The following is an 18,785-nucleotide window of genomic DNA, read 5'->3' as shown; positions in this document are numbered from 1 at the left end:
GTACCGTCGGTCGCGATGGCCACGATCGAGGAGTGCCGCGCCGCACTCGACAAGCTTTCGGACAACATGCGCGACGCCGAAGGGGACGTGCGCGAGGCCGCGGCCCTGGACCGCTCGGTGAGCTGCCACATCACGGACCTCGACGTCACCTTCGCGGGGCGCATGGCGGACGGCCGCATCGTCGTCGACGACACCCTGACCGGTCCGCCGCGCGAGAAGGCGCAGATCCGGCTGGCGCTGGCCGGTGACGACCTGGTGGCCCTGGTCGACGGCGAGCTGAACTTCGCCAGGGCCTGGGGCTCGGGCCGGGTGAAGCTGGAGGCCGGCCTGCGCGACCTGTTCCGTCTCAGGAAGCTGCTCTAGGCCCCCTTGACCATCATCCGCTCCCGCGCCTTGCGCGCGGCGGGCACGATGAGCGGCGTGCCCGTCTCCGGGTCGTCGATGACCTGGCAGCGCAGCCCGAACACGTCCTCGACCAGCTCGGCGTCGACGATGTCGTTCGGCGCGCCCTCGGCGATGACCCGGCCGCCGCGCAGCGCGATGAGGTGGGTGGCGTACCGGGCGGCGTGGTTGAGGTCGTGCAGCACGGCGACGAGCGTGCGGCCCTGCTCCTCGTGCAGCTCGGCGCACAGGTCGAGCACGTCGATCTGGTGCTGGATGTCCAGATAGGTGGTCGGCTCGTCGAGGAGCAGCAGCGGGGTCTGCTGGGCGAGCGCCATGGCGATCCACACACGCTGCCGCTGGCCGCCGGACAGTTCGTCCACGTAGCGGTCGGCCAGTTCGGCGACGCCGGTCTGCGCCATGGACTCCTGGACCACGCGCTCGTCCTCGGTCGACCACTGGCGCAGCAGGCCCTGGTGCGGGTAGCGGCCCCGGCCGACGAGGTCGGCGACGGTGATCCCGTCGGGCGCGATCGACGACTGCGGGAGCAGGCCGAGGGTGCGCGCGACCTGCTTGGCGGGCACCGACTGGATGGCCTGCCCGTCGAGGAGCACCCGGCCCTGGCTGGGCTTGAGCATCCGGGACAGGGCCCGCAGCAGGGTCGACTTGCCGCACGCGTTCGGGCCGACGATCACCGTGAAGGAGTTGTCGGGTATCTCCACCGACAGCTGTTCGGCGATGACGCGCTGGTCGTAGGCGAGGGTGACGTTCTCGGCGGAGAGGCGGTTCACAGTGCTCCTTCGGTTGTTCAGCGCGCTGCCGGGACGGATGCCGGCGCTCATATCCGGCCGGCCTTGCGCTCGGAGACCAGCAGCCACAGCAGGTAGACACCGCCGAGGACGCCGGTGACCACGCCGACGGGGAGCTGGTCGGCGCCGAAGGCCCGCTGCGAGATCCAGTCGGCGGTGACCAGCAGGGCGGCGCCCATGCACAGGGCGGGCAGCAGGTTGGGGCCGGGCGAGCGGGTCAGGCGCCGGGCGAGCTGCGGGGCGGTGAGCGCGACGAAGCTGACCGGTCCGGCGGCGGCGGTGGCGGCGGCGGTGAGCAGCACGGCGGCCACCAGCAGCAGCATCCGCACCCGCTCGACCCGGACGCCCAGGGCGTACGAGACGTCGTCGCCCATCTCCAGCATCCGCAGCCCGCGCGCGTTGCCGAGGACGACCGGAAGGAGGACCACGCACAGCGCGAGCAGCGGCCACACCTGGTCCCAGTCCCGGCCGTTGAGGGAGCCGGTCATCCACACCACCGCGCGGGCTGCGTCGACGATGTCGGACTTGGTCAGCAGATAGCCGTTGACCGCCGTGACGATCGCGGACATGCCGATACCGACCAGGACCAGCCGGTAGCCGTGCACGCCGCGCTTCCAGGCGAGCACATAGATGGCCAGGCCGGTCGCCAGGCCGCCGACGAGCGCGCCGACGGTGACCTGGGTCGTGGTGCCGGAGAACAGGACGATCATCACCAGCGCGCCGGCCGTCGCGCCCTGGCCGAGACCGAGGACGTCGGGACTGCCCAGCGGGTTGCGGGAGATGGTCTGGAACAGCGCACCCCCCAGCCCGAGCGAGGCGCCGACCAGCAGACCGACCAGCACCCGCGGCAGGCGCAGCTCCTGGACGATGAACTCCTGGCCCGCGTTGCCCTCGCCGGCCAGCGTCTTGAGCACGTCACCGACCGCGATCGGGAAGTCGCCGGTGCCGATCAGCAGGACGCTCGCGGCGCAGGCGGCGACCACCAGCAGGGCGACCACCACGAGGGCCCGGACGTCGAGGCGGACCGATATGCCGCCCGGGGTCCGCACGGCGCGGCCGGTCTTCGCGGCACGCTTCGTCTTCGCAGCCCGGTCCGGCTGCGCAGCAGGGGTGGTCTTCACAGCTGGGCCGTCCTCCGCCGTCGTACGAGATAGATGAAGACCGGGCCGCCGACGACCGCCGTCACGATGCCCACCTGGAGCTCCGCGGGCCGGGCGACGATCCGTCCGAGGACGTCGGCGCCGAGCAGCAGCACGGGCGACAGGATCGTCGCGTACGGCAGGATCCAGCGCAGGTCGGGGCCGTTGAAGGAGCGGACGACGTGCGGGATCATCAGCCCGACGAACAGGATGGGCCCGCAGGCAGCAGTCGCGGCCCCGCACAGCATGACCGCGGCGAGCATGGACAGCGCCCGGGTGCGGTTCAGGTTGGCGCCGAGGGCCCTGGCGGTGTCGTCGCCCATCTCCATGGCGTTGAGCGGCCGGGCGAGCGCGAGGGCGACGATCGTGCCGCCCACGAAGAAGGGCAGCACCTGCATGATCATGTCGTTGGTCGCCGAGGACAGCGAGCCGACCGTCCAGAAGCGCATCCGGCCGAGCGCCGCGTCATCCATGATCATCAGGGCCTGGAGATAGCCGTAGAGGGCGGCGGTGATCGCCGTACCGGCCAGTGCCAGCCGCACCGGCGTGGCGCCCCGGCCGCCGCCCAGGAACCACACCAGGGCGCCGACCGCGGCCGCGCCCAGGAAGGCGAACCACACGTAGCCGCTCAGCGACGTGACGCCGAAGAAGGTGATCGCGGTGACGACGGCGGCGGACGCGCCGGCGTTGATGCCGAGCAGCCCGGGGTCCGCCAGCGGGTTCCGGGTGAGCGCCTGCAGCACGGCACCGGCCAGGCCGAGCGCGGCACCGGCGAGCAGACCGATGACGGTCCTGGACAGCCGCTCGCCCACCACGACGTCGCCGAACGTCCCCGAGTCGTCGAACAGGCCGTGCCAGACCTGTTGCAGGGTCAGGTCCTTGGCACCGATGGCGAGGCTCGCGAACACGATGGCGGCCAGGATCGCGACGGAGACGAGCAACCCAATGGCGCGTATCGCATGGCGCTTGGGGGGCGCGGGAGCGGTCTCCACGCGCGCTTCGGGGGGACTGTCGACCAACACGCAGTTAGGTTAGCCTACCCTCCCATTCAATCTCGATCCCCGGACAGGCACGGGCACGGCCACCGCGGCGGCCGGACCGGCCATCACCCCAGCCGGGCAAGCGCCTTGCCGGGATCGAGTGTGCACACCCCTTCCCCGGCCGCCGTCCAGGCAGCCGCGCACAGCGCCCGCAGGCCGTCCAGCCGCGCGCCGTCGCCCGCCAGCTCCAGTCGCTCCCCGTCGGCCGCCGCCGTCCAGCCGCCGCACCGGAAGCCTCCGTCCGCTCCGATCACCTCCGGCTGCCCGGTGAGCAGGCCTCGCAGATCGGCGTCGACGTACGTCGGCCGGTGCTGCGGCGGCGCGGCCAGCAGCTGCGCTGGGTCGGTCACACCGGTCAGTACGAGCAGCGAGTCGACCTCGCCGTTGAACGCGCCCTCGATGTCCGTGTCCAGCCGGTCCCCCACCACCAGGGGCCGCCGGGCGCCGGTGCGCAGGATGGTCTCCCGGTGCATCGGCGGCAGCGGCTTGCCCGCGACCCGTGGCTCGGCTCCGGTCGCGATCCGCACCACCTCCACCGCCGCGCCGTTGCCCGGCGCGATGCCCCGCGCACCGGGAATCGTCAGATCGGTGTTGGACGCGAACCACGGCACGCCGCGCGCGATCGCGTAGCAGGCCTCGGCGAACCGCCCCCAGGGCAGCTCCGGGCCGCCGTACCCCTGGACGACCGCCGCCGGGTCGTCGTCGGCCGACTCGACGGGTACGAGCCCGTGCTCGCGCAGGGCCGCCCGCAGGCCCTCGCCACCGATCACCAGCACCCGCGCTCCCGCCGGCACCTGCTCGGCGATCAGCCGGGCCACGGCCTGCGCCGACGTGATGACGTCACCCGCGTCGGCCGGTATTCCCAACTCGGTCAGATGGGCGGCGACCACGTCCGGTGTCCGCAGCGCGTTGTTCGTGACGTACGCCAGTTGCATGCCGCCCGCGCGGGCCGTCCCCAGCGACTCCACGGCGTGCGCGATCGCGTGCCCCCCGGCGTACACCACACCGTCCAGGTCGAGCAGCGCGGTGTCATACGCCTCGCTCAGGGCCTGCCCACTGGCCCCGGGCCTCGTCCTGGCGCTCCGGCTCATCGCACACGCTCCTCGTCGTCGCTCGTCGCCCCTGTTGCGGCGCCTTTCCCCCGATCATCCCCCATGCCACTGACACACGTACGATGCCGGGATGAACGCAGCGGGTCACTCGGAAGCAACGGCGCGCCGGGGCCTGGAACTCACTCCGTTCCGAGGCCTTCGCTACGACCCCGACCGGGTCGGCAGCCTGGCGGCCGTGACATCACCGCCGTACGACGTCGTGGTCCGCCCCGACGGCCTGCACCAACTCCAGTCGAACGACCCGTACAACATCGTCCGGCTGATCCTGCCGCAGGCCACCACGCCCGACGCCCGCAACGAACAGGCCGCCCGCACCCTGCGCAGCTGGCTCTCCGAGGGCGTCCTGACCGCCGACCCCCGACCGGGGCTGTACGTCTACGAACAGCGCGACGACGCGGGCATGCTGCAACGCGGCCTCATCGGCGCCCTGCGCGTCTCGGATCCCGCGGAGCAGGTCGTCCTGCCCCACGAGGACGTCATGCCCCACGTGGTCGCCGACCGCGCGGCCCTGATGCGCGCCACCTCGGCGAACCTGGAACCCCTCCTGCTGACCTACCGCGGCAACGGCGCGACGGCCGCCACCACGACCGTCGTGGAAGGTGCCGCCGGACGGCCGCCGCTGCTCGCGACGACCACGGAGGACGGCATCAGCCACCGTCTGTGGTCCGTCACCGACCCCGCCGACGTGGCCCGCGTCCAGTCGGAGCTGGCCCTGCACCAGGCCCTCATCGCCGACGGCCACCACCGCTGGGCGACCTACCGCACGCTGCGCGCGGAACACCCCTCCCCCAGCCCTTGGGACTACGGCCTCGTCCTCCTGGTCGACACGGCGCGCTACCCCCTCCGGGTCCGCGCCATCCACCGCCTGCTGCACGGCCTGCCGGTGGCCGACGCCGTCGCCGCCCTGGAGGGCCGCTTCCGAGTCCGCCGCCTCGACACACCGCTGCCCAAGGCCCTGGAGGCGCTGGCGGAGGCGGCCGACGAGGGCAACGCCTTCCTGCTCGCCGGCGACGGCGCGTTCCACCTCGCCGACCGGCCCGACCCCGGGCTGCTGGCCCGCACGGTGCCCGCCGGCCGCCCCGAGGCCTGGCGCACCCTGGACGCGACCGTCCTGCACGCCACGCTCCTCGCCGAGGTCTGGCGGATCCCCGAGGACTCCGCTGCCCACGTCTCCTACATCCACGACACGGCGGCCACGGTCGAGAAGGCCGAACGCGACGGCGGTACGGCGGTCCTGATGCACCCGGTCCGCGAGGAGGTCGTCCGCGACCTGGCCCGGCAGGGCGTCACGATGCCCCGGAAGTCCACGTCGTTCGGCCCGAAGCCGGCGTCCGGACTGGTGCTGCGCGCGCTGGACCTCTGACCCGCCAAGGGCTCGGGACCCAGACGCACGAAGGGGCGGAACCGCATGGTTCCGCCCCTTCGCCGTCACAGGTCACACGTCACACGCCAGACGTCAGTCCTTCTCCGGCTCCGCCGCCGACTCGCCCTCGCCTTCGCCCTCGTTCTCCTCCAGGGCGTCCACGAACTCCACACCGTCCAGCTCGGCAAGCCGGTCGGAGGCGTCCGTGCTGCCGTCCCGGTCGGACTCCACGGCCTTCGCGAACCACTCCCGCGCCTCACGGTCCCGGCCGGCGGCCAGCAGCGCGTCGGCGTACGCGTACCGCAGCCTCGCCGTCCACGGCTGTACGGCGTTGGACGCCAGCTCCGGGCTCTGCAACGTCACGATGGCCGCGTCCAACTGGTCCATGTCCCGCCGGGCGCCGGCCGCCACGAGCCGCATCTCGACCTGCCCGGCCTTGTCGAGCTTCTGCACCTCCGGAGCGCCGGCCATGTCCAGCGCCTTCTCCGGCCGGCCGAGCCCGCGCTCGCAGTCGGCCATCACCGGCCACAGGTCGACGGTGCCCGTCATCCGCCGCGCGGCCCGGAACTCGGCCAGGGCCTCGGCGTACTTCTGGCTCGCGTACGCGGCGAACCCGGCCGCCTCGCGTACGGCGGCGACACGGGACGCCAGCCGCAGTGCCACCCTGGAGTAGGCGTAGGCGCCCTCGGGGTCCTCGTCGATGAGCCGGGCGACCATCACGAGGTTCTTGGCGACGTCCTCCGCGAGCGTCTTCGGCAGACTCTGCAGTTCCTGGCGTACGTCCTTGTCGATCTCGTCGCCGGTGACATCCTCCGGGATCGGCAGCCGCTTGATCGGCTCGCGGTTCCGGTCCCGCTCCCGGTCCTCACGGAACCGGCCTCCACCGCGCCGATCGTCACGCCGGTCGTCACGCCCGCGGAAGCCACCGGGACGCCCACCACGGTCGTCCCGCCGGGGTCCACGGTCGCCACGGTCGTCCCGGCCGCGGAAGCCGCCGCGCTCGCCCCCGCCCCGGTTGTCGTCACGCCGGAAGCCACCGCGTCCACCGCGGTCGTCACCCCGGCGGTCGTCCCGGCGATCATCCCGGCGGTCGCGGTCGTCCCGCCGCTCGTCCCGGCGGAAGCCGCCCCGGTCGTCGCGCCGCTCGTCACGCCGGAAGCCACGGTCGCGGTCATCGCGCCGGTCGTCCCGGCGATCGTCCCGGCGGTCGCGGTCGTCCCGGCGGTCGTCACGCCGGAAGCCACGGTCGCGATCGTCCCGACGCTCGTCACGCCGGTCGTCCCGGCGGAAGCCGCCGCGATCATCACGCCGATCGTCCCGACGGTCATCCCGGCGGAAACCTCCGCGGTCATCACGCCGGTCCCGCTCGTCACGCCGGAAGCTACCCCGGTCGTCGCGGCGCTCGTCACGCCGGAAGCCACGGTCGCGGTCATCGCGCCGGTCGTCCCGGCGATCGTCCCGGCGGTCGCGGTCGTCCCGGCGGTCGTCACGCCGGAAGCCGCCGCGCTGCCCGCGGTCGTCCCCCCGGCGGTCGTCACGCCGACCCGCGTAACCGCCGCTGCGGCTGTCATCCCGACGGAACCCCCCACGCTCACCGCGATCCCCGCGGTCGTCGCGGTCGTCACGGCGGAAGGGAGGCCGGCTTCCACGGTCGTCGCGCCGGCCGTAGCCGCCGCCGCGGTTGTCGTCACGGCGGAAACCACCCCGGGCTCCGCCCTGACCGCCACGGTCACCGCGGTCGCTACGGTCACCGCGAGCACCACTGTCCCGTCGCCGCTGGTCGCGCTCCGGTCGGTCGTCGGGAGAGTTGGTGGACATCGGTGACTCCTGTCTTCGGTACTGCAAGCATATAGAAAAGGACCCCTGGTCCCAGCTGAACGCTGGTGACCAGGGGTCCTTCCAAAGATTGTTCGGCGGCGTCCTACTCTCCCACAGGGTCCCCCCTGCAGTACCATCGGCGCTGTAAGGCTTAGCTTCCGGGTTCGGAATGTAACCGGGCGTTTCCCCTACGCTATGACCACCGAAACCCTAATGGTTTCGAGCGAACAAGCACACTCTTCATTTGTACGTTCTGCTCAAAGCCGACAACGGTCGTTGTCTCAGAACTAACACAGTGGACGCGAGCAACTGAGGACAAGCCCTCGGCCTATTAGTACCAGTCAACTCCACCGGTTACCCGGCTTCCATATCTGGCCTATCAACCCAGTCGTCTACTGGGAGCCTTACCCCATCAAGTGGGTGGGAGTCCTCATCTCGAAGCAGGCTTCCCGCTTAGATGCTTTCAGCGGTTATCCCTCCCGAACGTAGCCAACCAGCCATGCCCTTGGCAGGACAACTGGCACACCAGAGGTTCGTCCGTCCCGGTCCTCTCGTACTAGGGACAGCCCTTCTCAAGACTCCTACGCGCACAGCGGATAGGGACCGAACTGTCTCACGACGTTCTAAACCCAGCTCGCGTACCGCTTTAATGGGCGAACAGCCCAACCCTTGGGACCGACTCCAGCCCCAGGATGCGACGAGCCGACATCGAGGTGCCAAACCATCCCGTCGATATGGACTCTTGGGGAAGATCAGCCTGTTATCCCCGGGGTACCTTTTATCCGTTGAGCGACGGCGCTTCCACAAGCCACCGCCGGATCACTAGTCCCGACTTTCGTCCCTGCTCGACCCGTCGGTCTCACAGTCAAGCTCCCTTGTGCACTTACACTCAACACCTGATTACCAACCAGGCTGAGGGAACCTTTGGGCGCCTCCGTTACCCTTTAGGAGGCAACCGCCCCAGTTAAACTACCCATCAGACACTGTCCCTGATCCGGATCACGGACCCAGGTTAGACATCCAGCACGACCAGACTGGTATTTCAACGACGACTCCACCCACACTGGCGTGCGAGCTTCACAGTCTCCCAGCTATCCTACACAAGCCGAACCGAACACCAATATCAAACTGTAGTAAAGGTCCCGGGGTCTTTCCGTCCTGCTGCGCGAAACGAGCATCTTTACTCGTAGTGCAATTTCACCGGGCCTATGGTTGAGACAGTCGAGAAGTCGTTACGCCATTCGTGCAGGTCGGAACTTACCCGACAAGGAATTTCGCTACCTTAGGATGGTTATAGTTACCACCGCCGTTTACTGGCGCTTAAGTTCTCAGCTTCGCCACCCCGAAGAGTGACTAACCGGTCCCCTTAACGTTCCAGCACCGGGCAGGCGTCAGTCCGTATACATCGCCTTACGGCTTCGCACGGACCTGTGTTTTTAGTAAACAGTCGCTTCTCGCTGGTCTCTGCGGCCACCCCCAGCTCAGAGTGCAAGACTCATCACCAGAAATGGCCCCCTTCTCCCGAAGTTACGGGGGCATTTTGCCGAGTTCCTTAACCATAGTTCACCCGAACGCCTCGGTATTCTCTACCTGACCACCTGAGTCGGTTTAGGGTACGGGCCGCCATGAAACTCGCTAGAGGCTTTTCTCGACAGCATAGGATCATCCACTTCACCACAATCGGCTCGGCATCAGGTCTCAGACTATTGCCAGGCGGATTTACCTACCTGACGTCCTACACCCTTACCCCGGGACAACCACCGCCCGGGATGGACTACCTTCCTGCGTCACCCCATCACTCACCTACTACCAGCTCGGGTCACCGGCTCCACCACTCCGACCTCGTCCGAAGACTCAGCCGACGGCTTCACGGGCTTAGCATCACTGGATTCGATGTTTGACGCTTCACAGCGGGTACCGGAATATCAACCGGTTATCCATCGACTACGCCTGTCGGCCTCGCCTTAGGTCCCGACTTACCCTGGGCAGATCAGCTTGACCCAGGAACCCTTAGTCAATCGGCGCAAACGTTTCCCACGTTTGTATCGCTACTCATGCCTGCATTCTCACTCGTCAACCGTCCACAACTCGCTTACGCGGCTGCTTCACCCGGCAGACGACGCTCCCCTACCCATCCACACACCCGTTGGGGCTAATATGTGAATGACACGACTTCGGCGGTACGCTTGAGCCCCGCTACATTGTCGGCGCGGAATCACTTGACCAGTGAGCTATTACGCACTCTTTCAAGGGTGGCTGCTTCTAAGCCAACCTCCTGGTTGTCTCTGCGACTCCACATCCTTTCCCACTTAGCGTACGCTTAGGGGCCTTAGTCGATGCTCTGGGCTGTTTCCCTCTCGACCATGGAGCTTATCCCCCACAGTCTCACTGCCGCGCTCTCACTTACCGGCATTCGGAGTTTGGCTAAGGTCAGTAACCCGGTAGGGCCCATCGCCTATCCAGTGCTCTACCTCCGGCAAGAAACACACGACGCTGCACCTAAATGCATTTCGGGGAGAACCAGCTATCACGGAGTTTGATTGGCCTTTCACCCCTAACCACAGGTCATCCCCCAGGTTTTCAACCCTGGTGGGTTCGGTCCTCCACGAAGTCTTACCTCCGCTTCAACCTGCCCATGGCTAGATCACTCCGCTTCGGGTCTTGAGCGTGCTACTAAAAACGCCCTATTCGGACTCGCTTTCGCTACGGCTACCCCACCCGGGTTAACCTCGCAACACACCGCAAACTCGCAGGCTCATTCTTCAAAAGGCACGCAGTCACGACTGATGAGCAAGCCCATCAGCGACGCTCCCACGGCTTGTAGGCACACGGTTTCAGGTACTATTTCACTCCTCCCGGGGTACTTTTCACCATTCCCTCACGGTACTATCCGCTATCGGTCACCAGGGAATATTTAGGCTTAGCGGGTGGTCCCGCCAGATTCACACGGGATTTCTCGGGCCCCGTGCTACTTGGGTGTCTCTCAAACGAGCCGCTGACGTTTCGACTACGGGGGTCTTACCCTCTACGCCGGACCTTTCGCATGTCCTTCGCCTACATCAACGGTTTCTGACTCGTCCCACGGTAAGCAGACCGTGGAAGAGAGATCCCACAACCCCGTACACGCAACCCCTGCCGGGTCTCACACGTATACGGTTTAGCCTCATCCAGTTTCGCTCGCCACTACTCCCGGAATCACGGTTGTTTTCTCTTCCTGCGGGTACTGAGATGTTTCACTTCCCCGCGTTCCCTCCACACTGCCTATGTGTTCAGCAGCGGGTGACAGCCCATGACGACTGCCGGGTTTCCCCATTCGGACACCCCCGGATCAAAGCCTGGTTGACGACTCCCCGGGGCCTATCGTGGCCTCCCACGTCCTTCATCGGTTCCTGGTGCCAAGGCATCCACCGTGCGCCCTTAAAAACTTGGCCACAGATGCTCGCGTCCACTGTGCAGTTCTCAAACAACGACCAACCACCCATCACCCCGGAAAAAACTCCCGAGTGCACTGGGGCCGGCAACTGAAGGCAGCCACACGGCCGTACCCTCAGATACCCAACAGCGTGCCCGACACCCTCACCACTCTCCGTTCCGTTCCACGCCGAAGCAGTACTAGGAAAAAGAGCCGGTCAAGTGTGCCGAGTAGTCAACGTTCCACCCATGAGCAACCAGCATCAGACACTCGCTGATGTACTGGCCTCTGGACTGCCGAGGCAGCCTAGAAGTGCTCCTTAGAAAGGAGGTGATCCAGCCGCACCTTCCGGTACGGCTACCTTGTTACGACTTCGTCCCAATCGCCAGTCCCACCTTCGACAGCTCCCTCCCCACAAGGGGGTTGGGCCACCGGCTTCGGGTGTTACCGACTTTCGTGACGTGACGGGCGGTGTGTACAAGGCCCGGGAACGTATTCACCGCAGCAATGCTGATCTGCGATTACTAGCGACTCCGACTTCATGGGGTCGAGTTGCAGACCCCAATCCGAACTGAGACCGGCTTTTTGAGATTCGCTCCACCTCGCGGTATCGCAGCTCATTGTACCGGCCATTGTAGCACGTGTGCAGCCCAAGACATAAGGGGCATGATGACTTGACGTCGTCCCCACCTTCCTCCGAGTTGACCCCGGCGGTCTCCCGTGAGTCCCCAGCACCACAAGGGCCTGCTGGCAACACGGGACAAGGGTTGCGCTCGTTGCGGGACTTAACCCAACATCTCACGACACGAGCTGACGACAGCCATGCACCACCTGTACACCGACCACAAGGGGGCACCCATCTCTGGATGTTTCCGGTGTATGTCAAGCCTTGGTAAGGTTCTTCGCGTTGCGTCGAATTAAGCCACATGCTCCGCCGCTTGTGCGGGCCCCCGTCAATTCCTTTGAGTTTTAGCCTTGCGGCCGTACTCCCCAGGCGGGGCACTTAATGCGTTAGCTGCGGCACGGACAACGTGGAATGTTGCCCACACCTAGTGCCCACCGTTTACGGCGTGGACTACCAGGGTATCTAATCCTGTTCGCTCCCCACGCTTTCGCTCCTCAGCGTCAGTATCGGCCCAGAGATCCGCCTTCGCCACCGGTGTTCCTCCTGATATCTGCGCATTTCACCGCTACACCAGGAATTCCGATCTCCCCTACCGAACTCTAGCCTGCCCGTATCGACTGCAGACCCGGGGTTAAGCCCCGGGCTTTCACAACCGACGTGACAAGCCGCCTACGAGCTCTTTACGCCCAATAATTCCGGACAACGCTTGCGCCCTACGTATTACCGCGGCTGCTGGCACGTAGTTAGCGGCGCTTCTTCTGCAGGTACCGTCACTTTCGCTTCTTCCCTGCTGAAAGAGGTTTACAACCCGAAGGCCGTCATCCCTCACGCGGCGTCGCTGCATCAGGCTTTCGCCCATTGTGCAATATTCCCCACTGCTGCCTCCCGTAGGAGTCTGGGCCGTGTCTCAGTCCCAGTGTGGCCGGTCGCCCTCTCAGGCCGGCTACCCGTCGTCGCCTTGGTGAGCCATTACCTCACCAACTAGCTGATAGGCCGCGGGCTCATCCTGCACCGCCGGAGCTTTCCACCACCAGAGGATGCCCCCAGTGGTTGTATCCGGTATTAGACCCCGTTTCCAGGGCTTGTCCCAGAGTGCAGGGCAGATTGCCCACGTGTTACTCACCCGTTCGCCACTAATCCCCTCCCGAAGGAGGTTCATCGTTCGACTTGCATGTGTTAAGCACGCCGCCAGCGTTCGTCCTGAGCCAGGATCAAACTCTCCGTGAATGCTTTTCACGGGAGCGGAACAGCCAGGAGGAATATCCCCGGCCGTTCACAGCGTCCTCGCTGTATTTTTTCAAAGGAACCTCGCCACCAGACCAAAATGGTCCGGTAGACGGGGTATCAACATATCTGGCGTTGACTTTTGGCACGCTGTTGAGTTCTCAAGAAACGGACGCTTCCTTTGTACTCACCCGAGAGACTCTCTCGCGGCTTTCCTCCGGGCGCTTCCCTTCGGTGTTTCCGACTCTATCAGATCCTTTTCCGATCCGATTCCCAGTCGGGGGGATTGCCTTGGGCCTCGGACTTCCGCCCGGCGGCCTTTCGGCATTCACTACGTTAGCCGATTCCCCCCGGAGACTCATAATCGAACTCCACGGACTCGAATTCAGGCATGCAGGCATACCGAATCCGCCCCCGCTGAGGGGAAACCGTAGGTAGTGGGTTGGCCGCTCCGGCTGCAGGCGATCGCCGTACCCGGTTCAGCGGCTCGGGCTACGTTACGCGCCTCGCAAGGCCGCGTCAACTTTGGCGGCGCCTGGGGACATGGGCCCGGTACGGGCTCACGGTCGGGTCGTCGGCGACCCAGAACCGCCAGGGGTGAACGCCCCCTTCGCCGGCCACACCGGTGCGCGGACCGTTGCGTACCTGGTCACGGGGGACGGCCGTGCCCGTCAGGACGCGCAGAGGGGTGTCCTCGGAGGCGCATGCGTCCGTGCCGTTGAGTGTCCGGTCCACGCCGAGGGCGGTGGCCAGGCGGGCCGGACCTTTGGCCAGTTCCTTGTCGTTCCGGGCCGAGAGTCGACGGCTGCGGGCCAGTTCGGCGCCCTCGACGATCTCCCCGGCGCGCAGCAGTACGGCGCTCGCCCTGCCCTCGGGACCGCACACCAGGTTCATGCAGAACCACATGCCGTAGGTGAAGTAGACGTACACGTGTCCGGGAGGACCGAACATCACGTCGTTGCGGGGCGTGCGCCCGCGGTAGGCGTGGGAGCCCGGGTCGTTCTGGCCGTCGTACGCCTCCACCTCGGTCAGGCGGAGGGCGATCGGACCGTCCGGTGTGCTGCGGACGAGGATGCGGCCCAGGAGGTCGGGCGCCACCTCGAGGATGGGCCGGTCGAAGAACTTCCTGGGCAGGGGCGTACGGTCGGCAGTCGCGATCATGCCGTCCGAGCGTAACGCGGAACCGGTCACGGTCGGAATGCGTTTGTAGGGATCAAGGGACCAGACGTAAGCCTGGAGAGGAAAAGACATGGCGTTCAAGAAGCTGCTCGCGAGCCTGGGGGCCGGCGGGGCTTCGGTCGACACGGTGCTGAACGAGGTCAACGTCGTTCCGGGCGGCGTCGTCCAGGGTGAGGTGCGGATCCAGGGCGGGTCCGTCGACCAGCAGATCGAGGCGCTGTCGGTCGGGCTGCAGGCCAAGGTCGAGGTGGAGAGCGGCGACCAGGAGTACAAGCAGGACATCGAGTTCACCAAGTCGCGGTTGGGCGGTGCCTTCGAGCTGAAGGCGAACGCCGTGCACGCGGTGCCGTTCGGGCTGGAGATCCCGTGGGAGACGCCGATCACGATGATCGACGGGCAGGCGCTGCGCGCGATGCACATCGGGGTCACCACGGAGCTGGAGATCGCGCGGGCCGTGGACTCCGGTGACCTGGACCCGATCAATGTGCACCCGCTGCCGGCTCAGAAGGCGATCCTCGACGCGTTCATCCAGCTCGGCTTCCGCTTCAAGAACGCGGACATGGAGCGCGGCCACATCCGGGGTACGCGGCAGAAGCTGCCCTTCTACCAGGAGATCGAGTTCTTCCCGCCGCAGCAGTACCGCGGGCTGAACCAGGTCGAACTGAGCTTCGTGGCCGACGAGCGGGAGATGGACGTCGTCCTGGAGATGGACAAGAGGCCGGGCCTGTTCAGCGAGGGCAGCGACACCTTCCGCTCCTTCAAGATCGGGCTGAACGACTACCAGGGCACCGACTGGGCCGCGTACCTCAACCAGTGGCTGTCCGAGGTCGGCAGCAAGCGCAACTGGTTCTGAGGGCTCTAGGCTCGGGATCGACTGAACGAACCCGATCAGGAGGTACCGAGGTGACCGAGCTCAAGCGGCGGCCGCTCCCCCACGACTTCCATCCGCCCGTGCCGTCGTTCACGGTGACGAGCGAGGACGTCCAGGAGGGGGCGACGCTCAAGGACGCTCAGGTCTACGCGGCCGGCAACACTTCGCCGCACCTGCGGTGGGAGAGCTTCCCGTCCGAGACCAAGAGCTTCGCCGTGACCTGTTTCGACCCGGACGCCCCGACGGGCAGCGGGTTCTGGCACTGGGTGGTGTTCGACATCCCGGCCTCGGTGACCGAGCTGCCGGCGGGTGCGGGCAGCGGCAAGTTCGAGGGGCTTCCGGAGGGTGCCGTCCAGGTGCGCAACGACTTCGGCTCGAAGGACTTCGGCGGTGCCGCTCCCCCCGCCGGGGACGGGCCGCACCGGTACGTGTTCACGGTGTACGCCGTGGACCAGGAGAAGCTGGGGCCGGACGCCGAGGCGACTCCGGCGTTCGTCGGCTTCAATCTGCGGTTCCACACCATCGCGCGGGCCCAGCTGATCGGCGAGTACGAGGTGCCTGCCGATTCCGAGTAGTTCCCAGTGGTTCGAGTAGTTCCGAGCAGTTCGAGAGTACTTCCGCGCAGTTCGGAGTAATGCGGAGTAGCTCCGAGCGTTCATGGAACGTTTGCCCGCTCCTGGTCTTGGAAGTGATCAGGGGCGGGCATTTTTATTGCGTTGTCCATCCCGGCGTGCCCGGCCAGAGTTGATCCAAGCCCGCCAGGGGGCGGGCCGGTGCGCATGGGAGGTGGGCTGGATGCGGGACACGCTGGTACTGAACGCGAGCTTCGAGCCGCTGTCGACGGTGACGCTGAATCGGGCCGTCGTTCTGGTGCTGCAGGACAAGGCCGTCGTCGAGCAGGCCCACCCCGAACTGCGCATGCGCGGAGCCGAGGTGGACATACCCGCGCCGCGGGTGATCAGGCTGTGCAGGTACGTAAGGGTGCCGTTCCGAAGACAAGCGCCGTGGTCGCGGCGGGGTGTGCTGGTCCGGGACCGGCACCGGTGCGCGTACTGCGGCAGGCGGGCGACGACCGTGGACCATGTGGTGCCGCGGTCGCAGGGCGGGCAGGACAGCTGGCTGAACACGGTGGCCTCGTGCGCGGAGGACAATCACCGCAAGGCGAATCGGACGCCGGAGCAGGCGGGGATGCCGTTGCTGCGCGAGCCGTTCGAGCCCACGCCGGCCGACGCGATGTTGCTGGCGCTGGGCCGGGAGGACTTTGCCGCGCTGCCGGAGTGGGTGTCCCTGGACGCGGCGTGAAAGTTTCCCGGTAAGAGCTTGATGCTTGATGTGCATCGCCGGGTCCGGTTTCGTCGTGGCTGGTCGCACCGCGCGGCGGAGCCGCACATGATGCGGCCCCACGCCCCTTGGGGCGTGGGGCCGCCCGGCGTTCTGAAGAGCCGCTGCCGGGGTCGTCCTAGTCGATGGACGGCTTCTCCCGGCGCTCCTGGGCCGGGACCGTGCCGCCCGTCGTCGCTCCGCCGTTGCCCGAACCGCCGCCCATCGGGCCGAAGTTGCCGATGGCTCCGGAGAGGCCCTTGAGGGCGTCGCCGATTTCGCTGGGGACGATCCAGAGCTTGTTGGCGTCGCCCTCGGCGATCTTCGGGAGCATCTGGAGGTACTGGTAGGAGAGCAGCTTCTGGTCGGGGTCGCCGGCGTGGATGGACTCGAAGACCGTACGGATGGCCTGGGCCTCGCCCTCGGCGCGCAGGGCCGCGGCCTTGGCCTCACCCTCGGCGCGCAGGATCTGGGACTGCTTCTCGCCCTCGGCGCGCAGGATCTCGGACTGCCGGACGCCTTCGGCCTGGAGGATGGCGGCGCGCTTGTCGCGGTCGGCGCGCATCTGCTTCTCCATCGAGTCCTGGATGGAGGTGGGCGGTTCGATGGCCTTCAGCTCGACGCGGTTGACGCGGATGCCCCACTTGCCGGTGGCCTCGTCGAGGACGCCGCGCAGGGCCGCGTTGATCTCCTCGCGGGAGGTCAGGGTGCGCTCCAGGTCCATGCCGCCGATGATGTTGCGGAGGGTGGTGACGGTGAGCTGCTCGATGGCCTGGATGTAGCTGGCCACCTCGTACGTCGCGGCCCGTGCGTCGGTCACCTGGTAGTAGATGACGGTGTCGATGTTGACGACCAGGTTGTCCTGGGTGATGACCGGCTGCGGCGGGAACGGGACGACCTGTTCGCGCAGGTCGATGCGGTTGCGGATGGTGTCGATGAACGGGACGACGATGTTCAGGCCCGCGTTGAGTGTCCGCGTGTAGCGGCCGAAGCGCTCGACGATGGCGGCGCTGGCCTGCGGGATGACCTGGATGGTCTTGATCAGGGCGATGAAGACCAACACCACCAGGATGATCAAGACGATGATGACAGGTTGCATCGTCGCTTCCCCGTACCCCTTCTCCCGCTGCTCCGCCGTCGGCGCTCTCGGCAGATCCTAATGGCTAGAGATCCTACGGTTGTTGAGGTGCCGTCACATGACGATCGCGGTGGCTCCCTCGATGTCGACCACGTCGACCTCCGCACCCGGGTCGTAGGCGCGGCCGGCGTCGAGGGCGCGTGCCGACCAGATCTCACCGGCGAGCTTGATCCGGCCGCCGGAGCCGTCGACGCGTTCCAGCACGACGGCCTGTTTGCCCTTCAGCGCGTCCACACCGGAGGCGTGTTGGGGCCGTTGGTTGCGATGTCGGGCGGCGATGGGCCGTACGACGGCGATGAGGGCGACCGAGACGACGACGAAGACGAGGACCTGGACGACGAGGCCGGCGCCCAGTCCGGAGGCGACCGCGGCGGCCACGGCCCCCACGGCGAACATGCCGAACTCCGGCATCGCGGTCATGACGAGCGGGATTCCGAGTGCCGCCGCGGCGACGAGCCACCACACCCATGCGTCGATGTCGTTCACATGGTCATGGTAGGTCCGCGGGCCGTCGCGGGGACAGGGCGCGAAGGGGGCGGGTCAGGAGAGCGGGAGTCCCTGGGCGGTCCAGCGGTCGCCGATCTGCTCGACGACGAGCGGGAGGCCGAAGCAGAGGGAGAGGTTGCGGGAGGTGAGTTCGAGCTCCAGCGGTCCGGCGGCGAGCACCTTGCCCTGGCGGATCATCAGGACGTGGGTGAAGCCCGGGGCGATCTCCTCGACATGGTGGGTGACCGTGATCATGGAGGGGGCGATGGGGTCGCGGGCGAGCCGGCCGAGGCGGCGGACCAGGTCCTCACGGCCGCCGAGGTCGAGGCCGGCTGCGGGCTCGTCCAGCAGCAGCAGCTCGGGGTCGCTCATCAGGGCGCGGGCGATGAGGGTGCGCTTGCGCTCGCCCTCGGAGAGGGTGCCGAACCTGCGGTCGAGGAACTCGGACATGCCGAGGCGGTCGAGGAAAGCCCGGGCGCGCTGCTCGTCGATGTCCTCGTACTCCTCCTGCCAGCCGGCCGTCATACCGTACGCGGCGGTGAGCACGGTCTGCAGGACGGTCTGGCGCTTGGGGAGCTTGTCGGCCATGGCGATGCCGGCCATGCCGATGCGCGGGCGCAGCTCGAAGACGTCGGTGCCGGGCCTGCCGAGGGTCTCGCCGAGGATGGTGGCGGTGCCCTTGGTGGGGTAGAGGTAGCTGGACGCGATGTTGAGGAGGGTGGTCTTGCCGGCTCCGTTGGGGCCGAGGATGACCCAGCGCTCGCCCTCCTTGACCGACCAGGAGACCTGGTCCACCAGAGCCCGGCCCTCCCGGACCACGGATACGTCCTGAAGCTCCAGAACATCGCTCATGAGCGCGTTGTCTCCC

Annotated in this window: 14 protein-coding genes, 3 rRNA genes and 1 pseudogene; 5 read left to right on the top strand and 13 right to left on the bottom strand. The window is 67.1% G+C overall.

The genetic code is table 11. The annotated features are described in order from the left end of the window. Positions 1–15: 15 nt before the first annotated feature. Positions 16–363 (top strand): sterol-binding protein, encoded by a 348-nt coding sequence (locus ACLGIH_RS27065; RefSeq protein WP_416527892.1) that lies wholly within the window; start codon positions 16–18, stop codon positions 361–363. Here the strand turns inward: ACLGIH_RS27065 and ACLGIH_RS27060 are convergent. The 4 genes from ACLGIH_RS27060 to ACLGIH_RS27045 all read right to left on the bottom strand — a co-directional run bounded on the left by ACLGIH_RS27060 (position 360) and on the right by ACLGIH_RS27045 (position 4,460). Beyond that, positions 360–1,223: an ABC transporter ATP-binding protein gene (locus ACLGIH_RS27060; RefSeq protein ID WP_416527891.1), complete on the bottom strand. Its 864-nt coding sequence runs from the start codon at positions 1,221–1,223 to the stop codon at positions 360–362. The genes ACLGIH_RS27065 and ACLGIH_RS27060 overlap by 4 nt on opposite strands. Beyond that, complete coding sequence (locus ACLGIH_RS27055; protein ID WP_416527890.1) at positions 1,220–2,311, bottom strand: FecCD family ABC transporter permease; 1,092 nt, start codon at positions 2,309–2,311, stop codon at positions 1,220–1,222. The genes ACLGIH_RS27060 and ACLGIH_RS27055 overlap by 4 nt, the downstream gene beginning before the upstream one ends. Further along, complete coding sequence (locus ACLGIH_RS27050) at positions 2,308–3,351, bottom strand: FecCD family ABC transporter permease (protein ID WP_416527889.1); 1,044 nt, start codon at positions 3,349–3,351, stop codon at positions 2,308–2,310. Before ACLGIH_RS27050 ends, ACLGIH_RS27055 begins: the two co-directional genes overlap by 4 nt. Before the next feature lie 83 nt (positions 3,352–3,434). After that, positions 3,435–4,460: an HAD hydrolase-like protein gene (locus ACLGIH_RS27045; RefSeq protein WP_416527888.1), complete on the bottom strand. Its 1,026-nt coding sequence runs from the start codon at positions 4,458–4,460 to the stop codon at positions 3,435–3,437. Between the two features lie 91 nt (positions 4,461–4,551). On the opposite strand from ACLGIH_RS27045, the gene ACLGIH_RS27040 reads away from it, so the two are divergent. Then, entirely contained in the window at positions 4,552–5,844 is a 1,293-nt protein-coding gene (locus ACLGIH_RS27040; RefSeq protein WP_416527887.1) for a DUF1015 domain-containing protein, read from the top strand. Between the two features lie 93 nt (positions 5,845–5,937). Here ACLGIH_RS27040 and ACLGIH_RS27035 read toward each other — a convergent pair whose 3' ends face one another. The 6 genes and pseudogenes from ACLGIH_RS27035 to ACLGIH_RS27010 form a co-directional block, all read right to left on the bottom strand. Beyond that, positions 5,938–6,669, bottom strand: a complete 732-nt coding sequence (locus ACLGIH_RS27035; protein WP_416529485.1) for a tetratricopeptide repeat protein — start codon at positions 6,667–6,669, stop codon at positions 5,938–5,940. A gap of 27 nt (positions 6,670–6,696) precedes the next feature. Further along, positions 6,697–7,371: pseudogene (locus ACLGIH_RS27030) on the bottom strand (hypothetical protein); the annotation flags it as partial. A gap of 381 nt (positions 7,372–7,752) precedes the next feature. Continuing rightward, positions 7,753–7,869: ribosomal RNA gene (gene rrf, locus ACLGIH_RS27025) — 5S ribosomal RNA — on the bottom strand. A gap of 104 nt (positions 7,870–7,973) precedes the next feature. Beyond that, positions 7,974–11,093 (bottom strand): 23S ribosomal RNA (locus ACLGIH_RS27020). 304 nt (positions 11,094–11,397) lie between these two features. Continuing rightward, positions 11,398–12,926 (bottom strand): 16S ribosomal RNA (locus tag ACLGIH_RS27015). The 16S, 23S and 5S rRNA genes sit together here, the layout of an rRNA operon. A 516-nt stretch (positions 12,927–13,442) precedes the next feature. Continuing rightward, positions 13,443–14,084, bottom strand: coding sequence for a DNA-3-methyladenine glycosylase (locus ACLGIH_RS27010; RefSeq protein ID WP_416527886.1), 642 nt, complete (start codon positions 14,082–14,084; stop codon positions 13,443–13,445). 88 nt (positions 14,085–14,172) lie between these two features. On the opposite strand from ACLGIH_RS27010, the gene ACLGIH_RS27005 reads away from it, so the two are divergent. The 3 genes from ACLGIH_RS27005 (at position 14,173) to ACLGIH_RS26995 (ending at position 16,275) form a co-directional block, all read left to right on the top strand. Beyond that, positions 14,173–14,955: a sporulation protein gene (locus tag ACLGIH_RS27005; RefSeq protein WP_416527885.1), complete on the top strand. Its 783-nt coding sequence runs from the start codon at positions 14,173–14,175 to the stop codon at positions 14,953–14,955. A 50-nt stretch (positions 14,956–15,005) separates the two neighbouring features. Beyond that, positions 15,006–15,548 (top strand): YbhB/YbcL family Raf kinase inhibitor-like protein, encoded by a 543-nt coding sequence (locus tag ACLGIH_RS27000; RefSeq protein WP_416527884.1) that lies wholly within the window; start codon positions 15,006–15,008, stop codon positions 15,546–15,548. 220 nt (positions 15,549–15,768) lie between these two features. After that, positions 15,769–16,275 carry an HNH endonuclease gene (locus tag ACLGIH_RS26995; RefSeq protein WP_416527883.1) on the top strand — a complete coding sequence of 169 codons (507 nt, stop codon included), beginning with the start codon at positions 15,769–15,771 and terminating at the stop codon, positions 16,273–16,275. A 157-nt stretch (positions 16,276–16,432) separates the two neighbouring features. Here the strand turns inward: ACLGIH_RS26995 and ACLGIH_RS26990 are convergent, their stop codons facing one another. The 3 genes from ACLGIH_RS26990 to ACLGIH_RS26980 form a co-directional block, all read right to left on the bottom strand. Beyond that, positions 16,433–17,392 carry an SPFH domain-containing protein gene (locus ACLGIH_RS26990; protein WP_416527882.1) on the bottom strand — a complete coding sequence of 320 codons (960 nt, stop codon included), beginning with the start codon at positions 17,390–17,392 and terminating at the stop codon, positions 16,433–16,435. Between the two features lie 93 nt (positions 17,393–17,485). Continuing rightward, the gene (locus ACLGIH_RS26985; RefSeq protein WP_416527881.1) at positions 17,486–17,917 is read right to left on the bottom strand and encodes an NfeD family protein; all 432 of its coding nucleotides are present in this window, start codon (positions 17,915–17,917) and stop codon (positions 17,486–17,488) included. A 54-nt stretch (positions 17,918–17,971) separates the two neighbouring features. Further along, the gene (locus tag ACLGIH_RS26980; protein ID WP_416527880.1) at positions 17,972–18,769 is read right to left on the bottom strand and encodes an ABC transporter ATP-binding protein; all 798 of its coding nucleotides are present in this window, start codon (positions 18,767–18,769) and stop codon (positions 17,972–17,974) included. Positions 18,770–18,785 lie beyond the last annotated feature (16 nt).

Origin of the sequence: Streptomyces hamibioticus, from assembly GCF_047946815.1 — a bacterium.
In the GTDB taxonomy this organism is placed as follows: domain Bacteria; phylum Actinomycetota; class Actinomycetes; order Streptomycetales; family Streptomycetaceae; genus Streptomyces.
The sequence above is the reverse complement of the archived record's forward strand: the minus strand, read 5'-3'. Positions and strand labels throughout refer to the sequence as shown.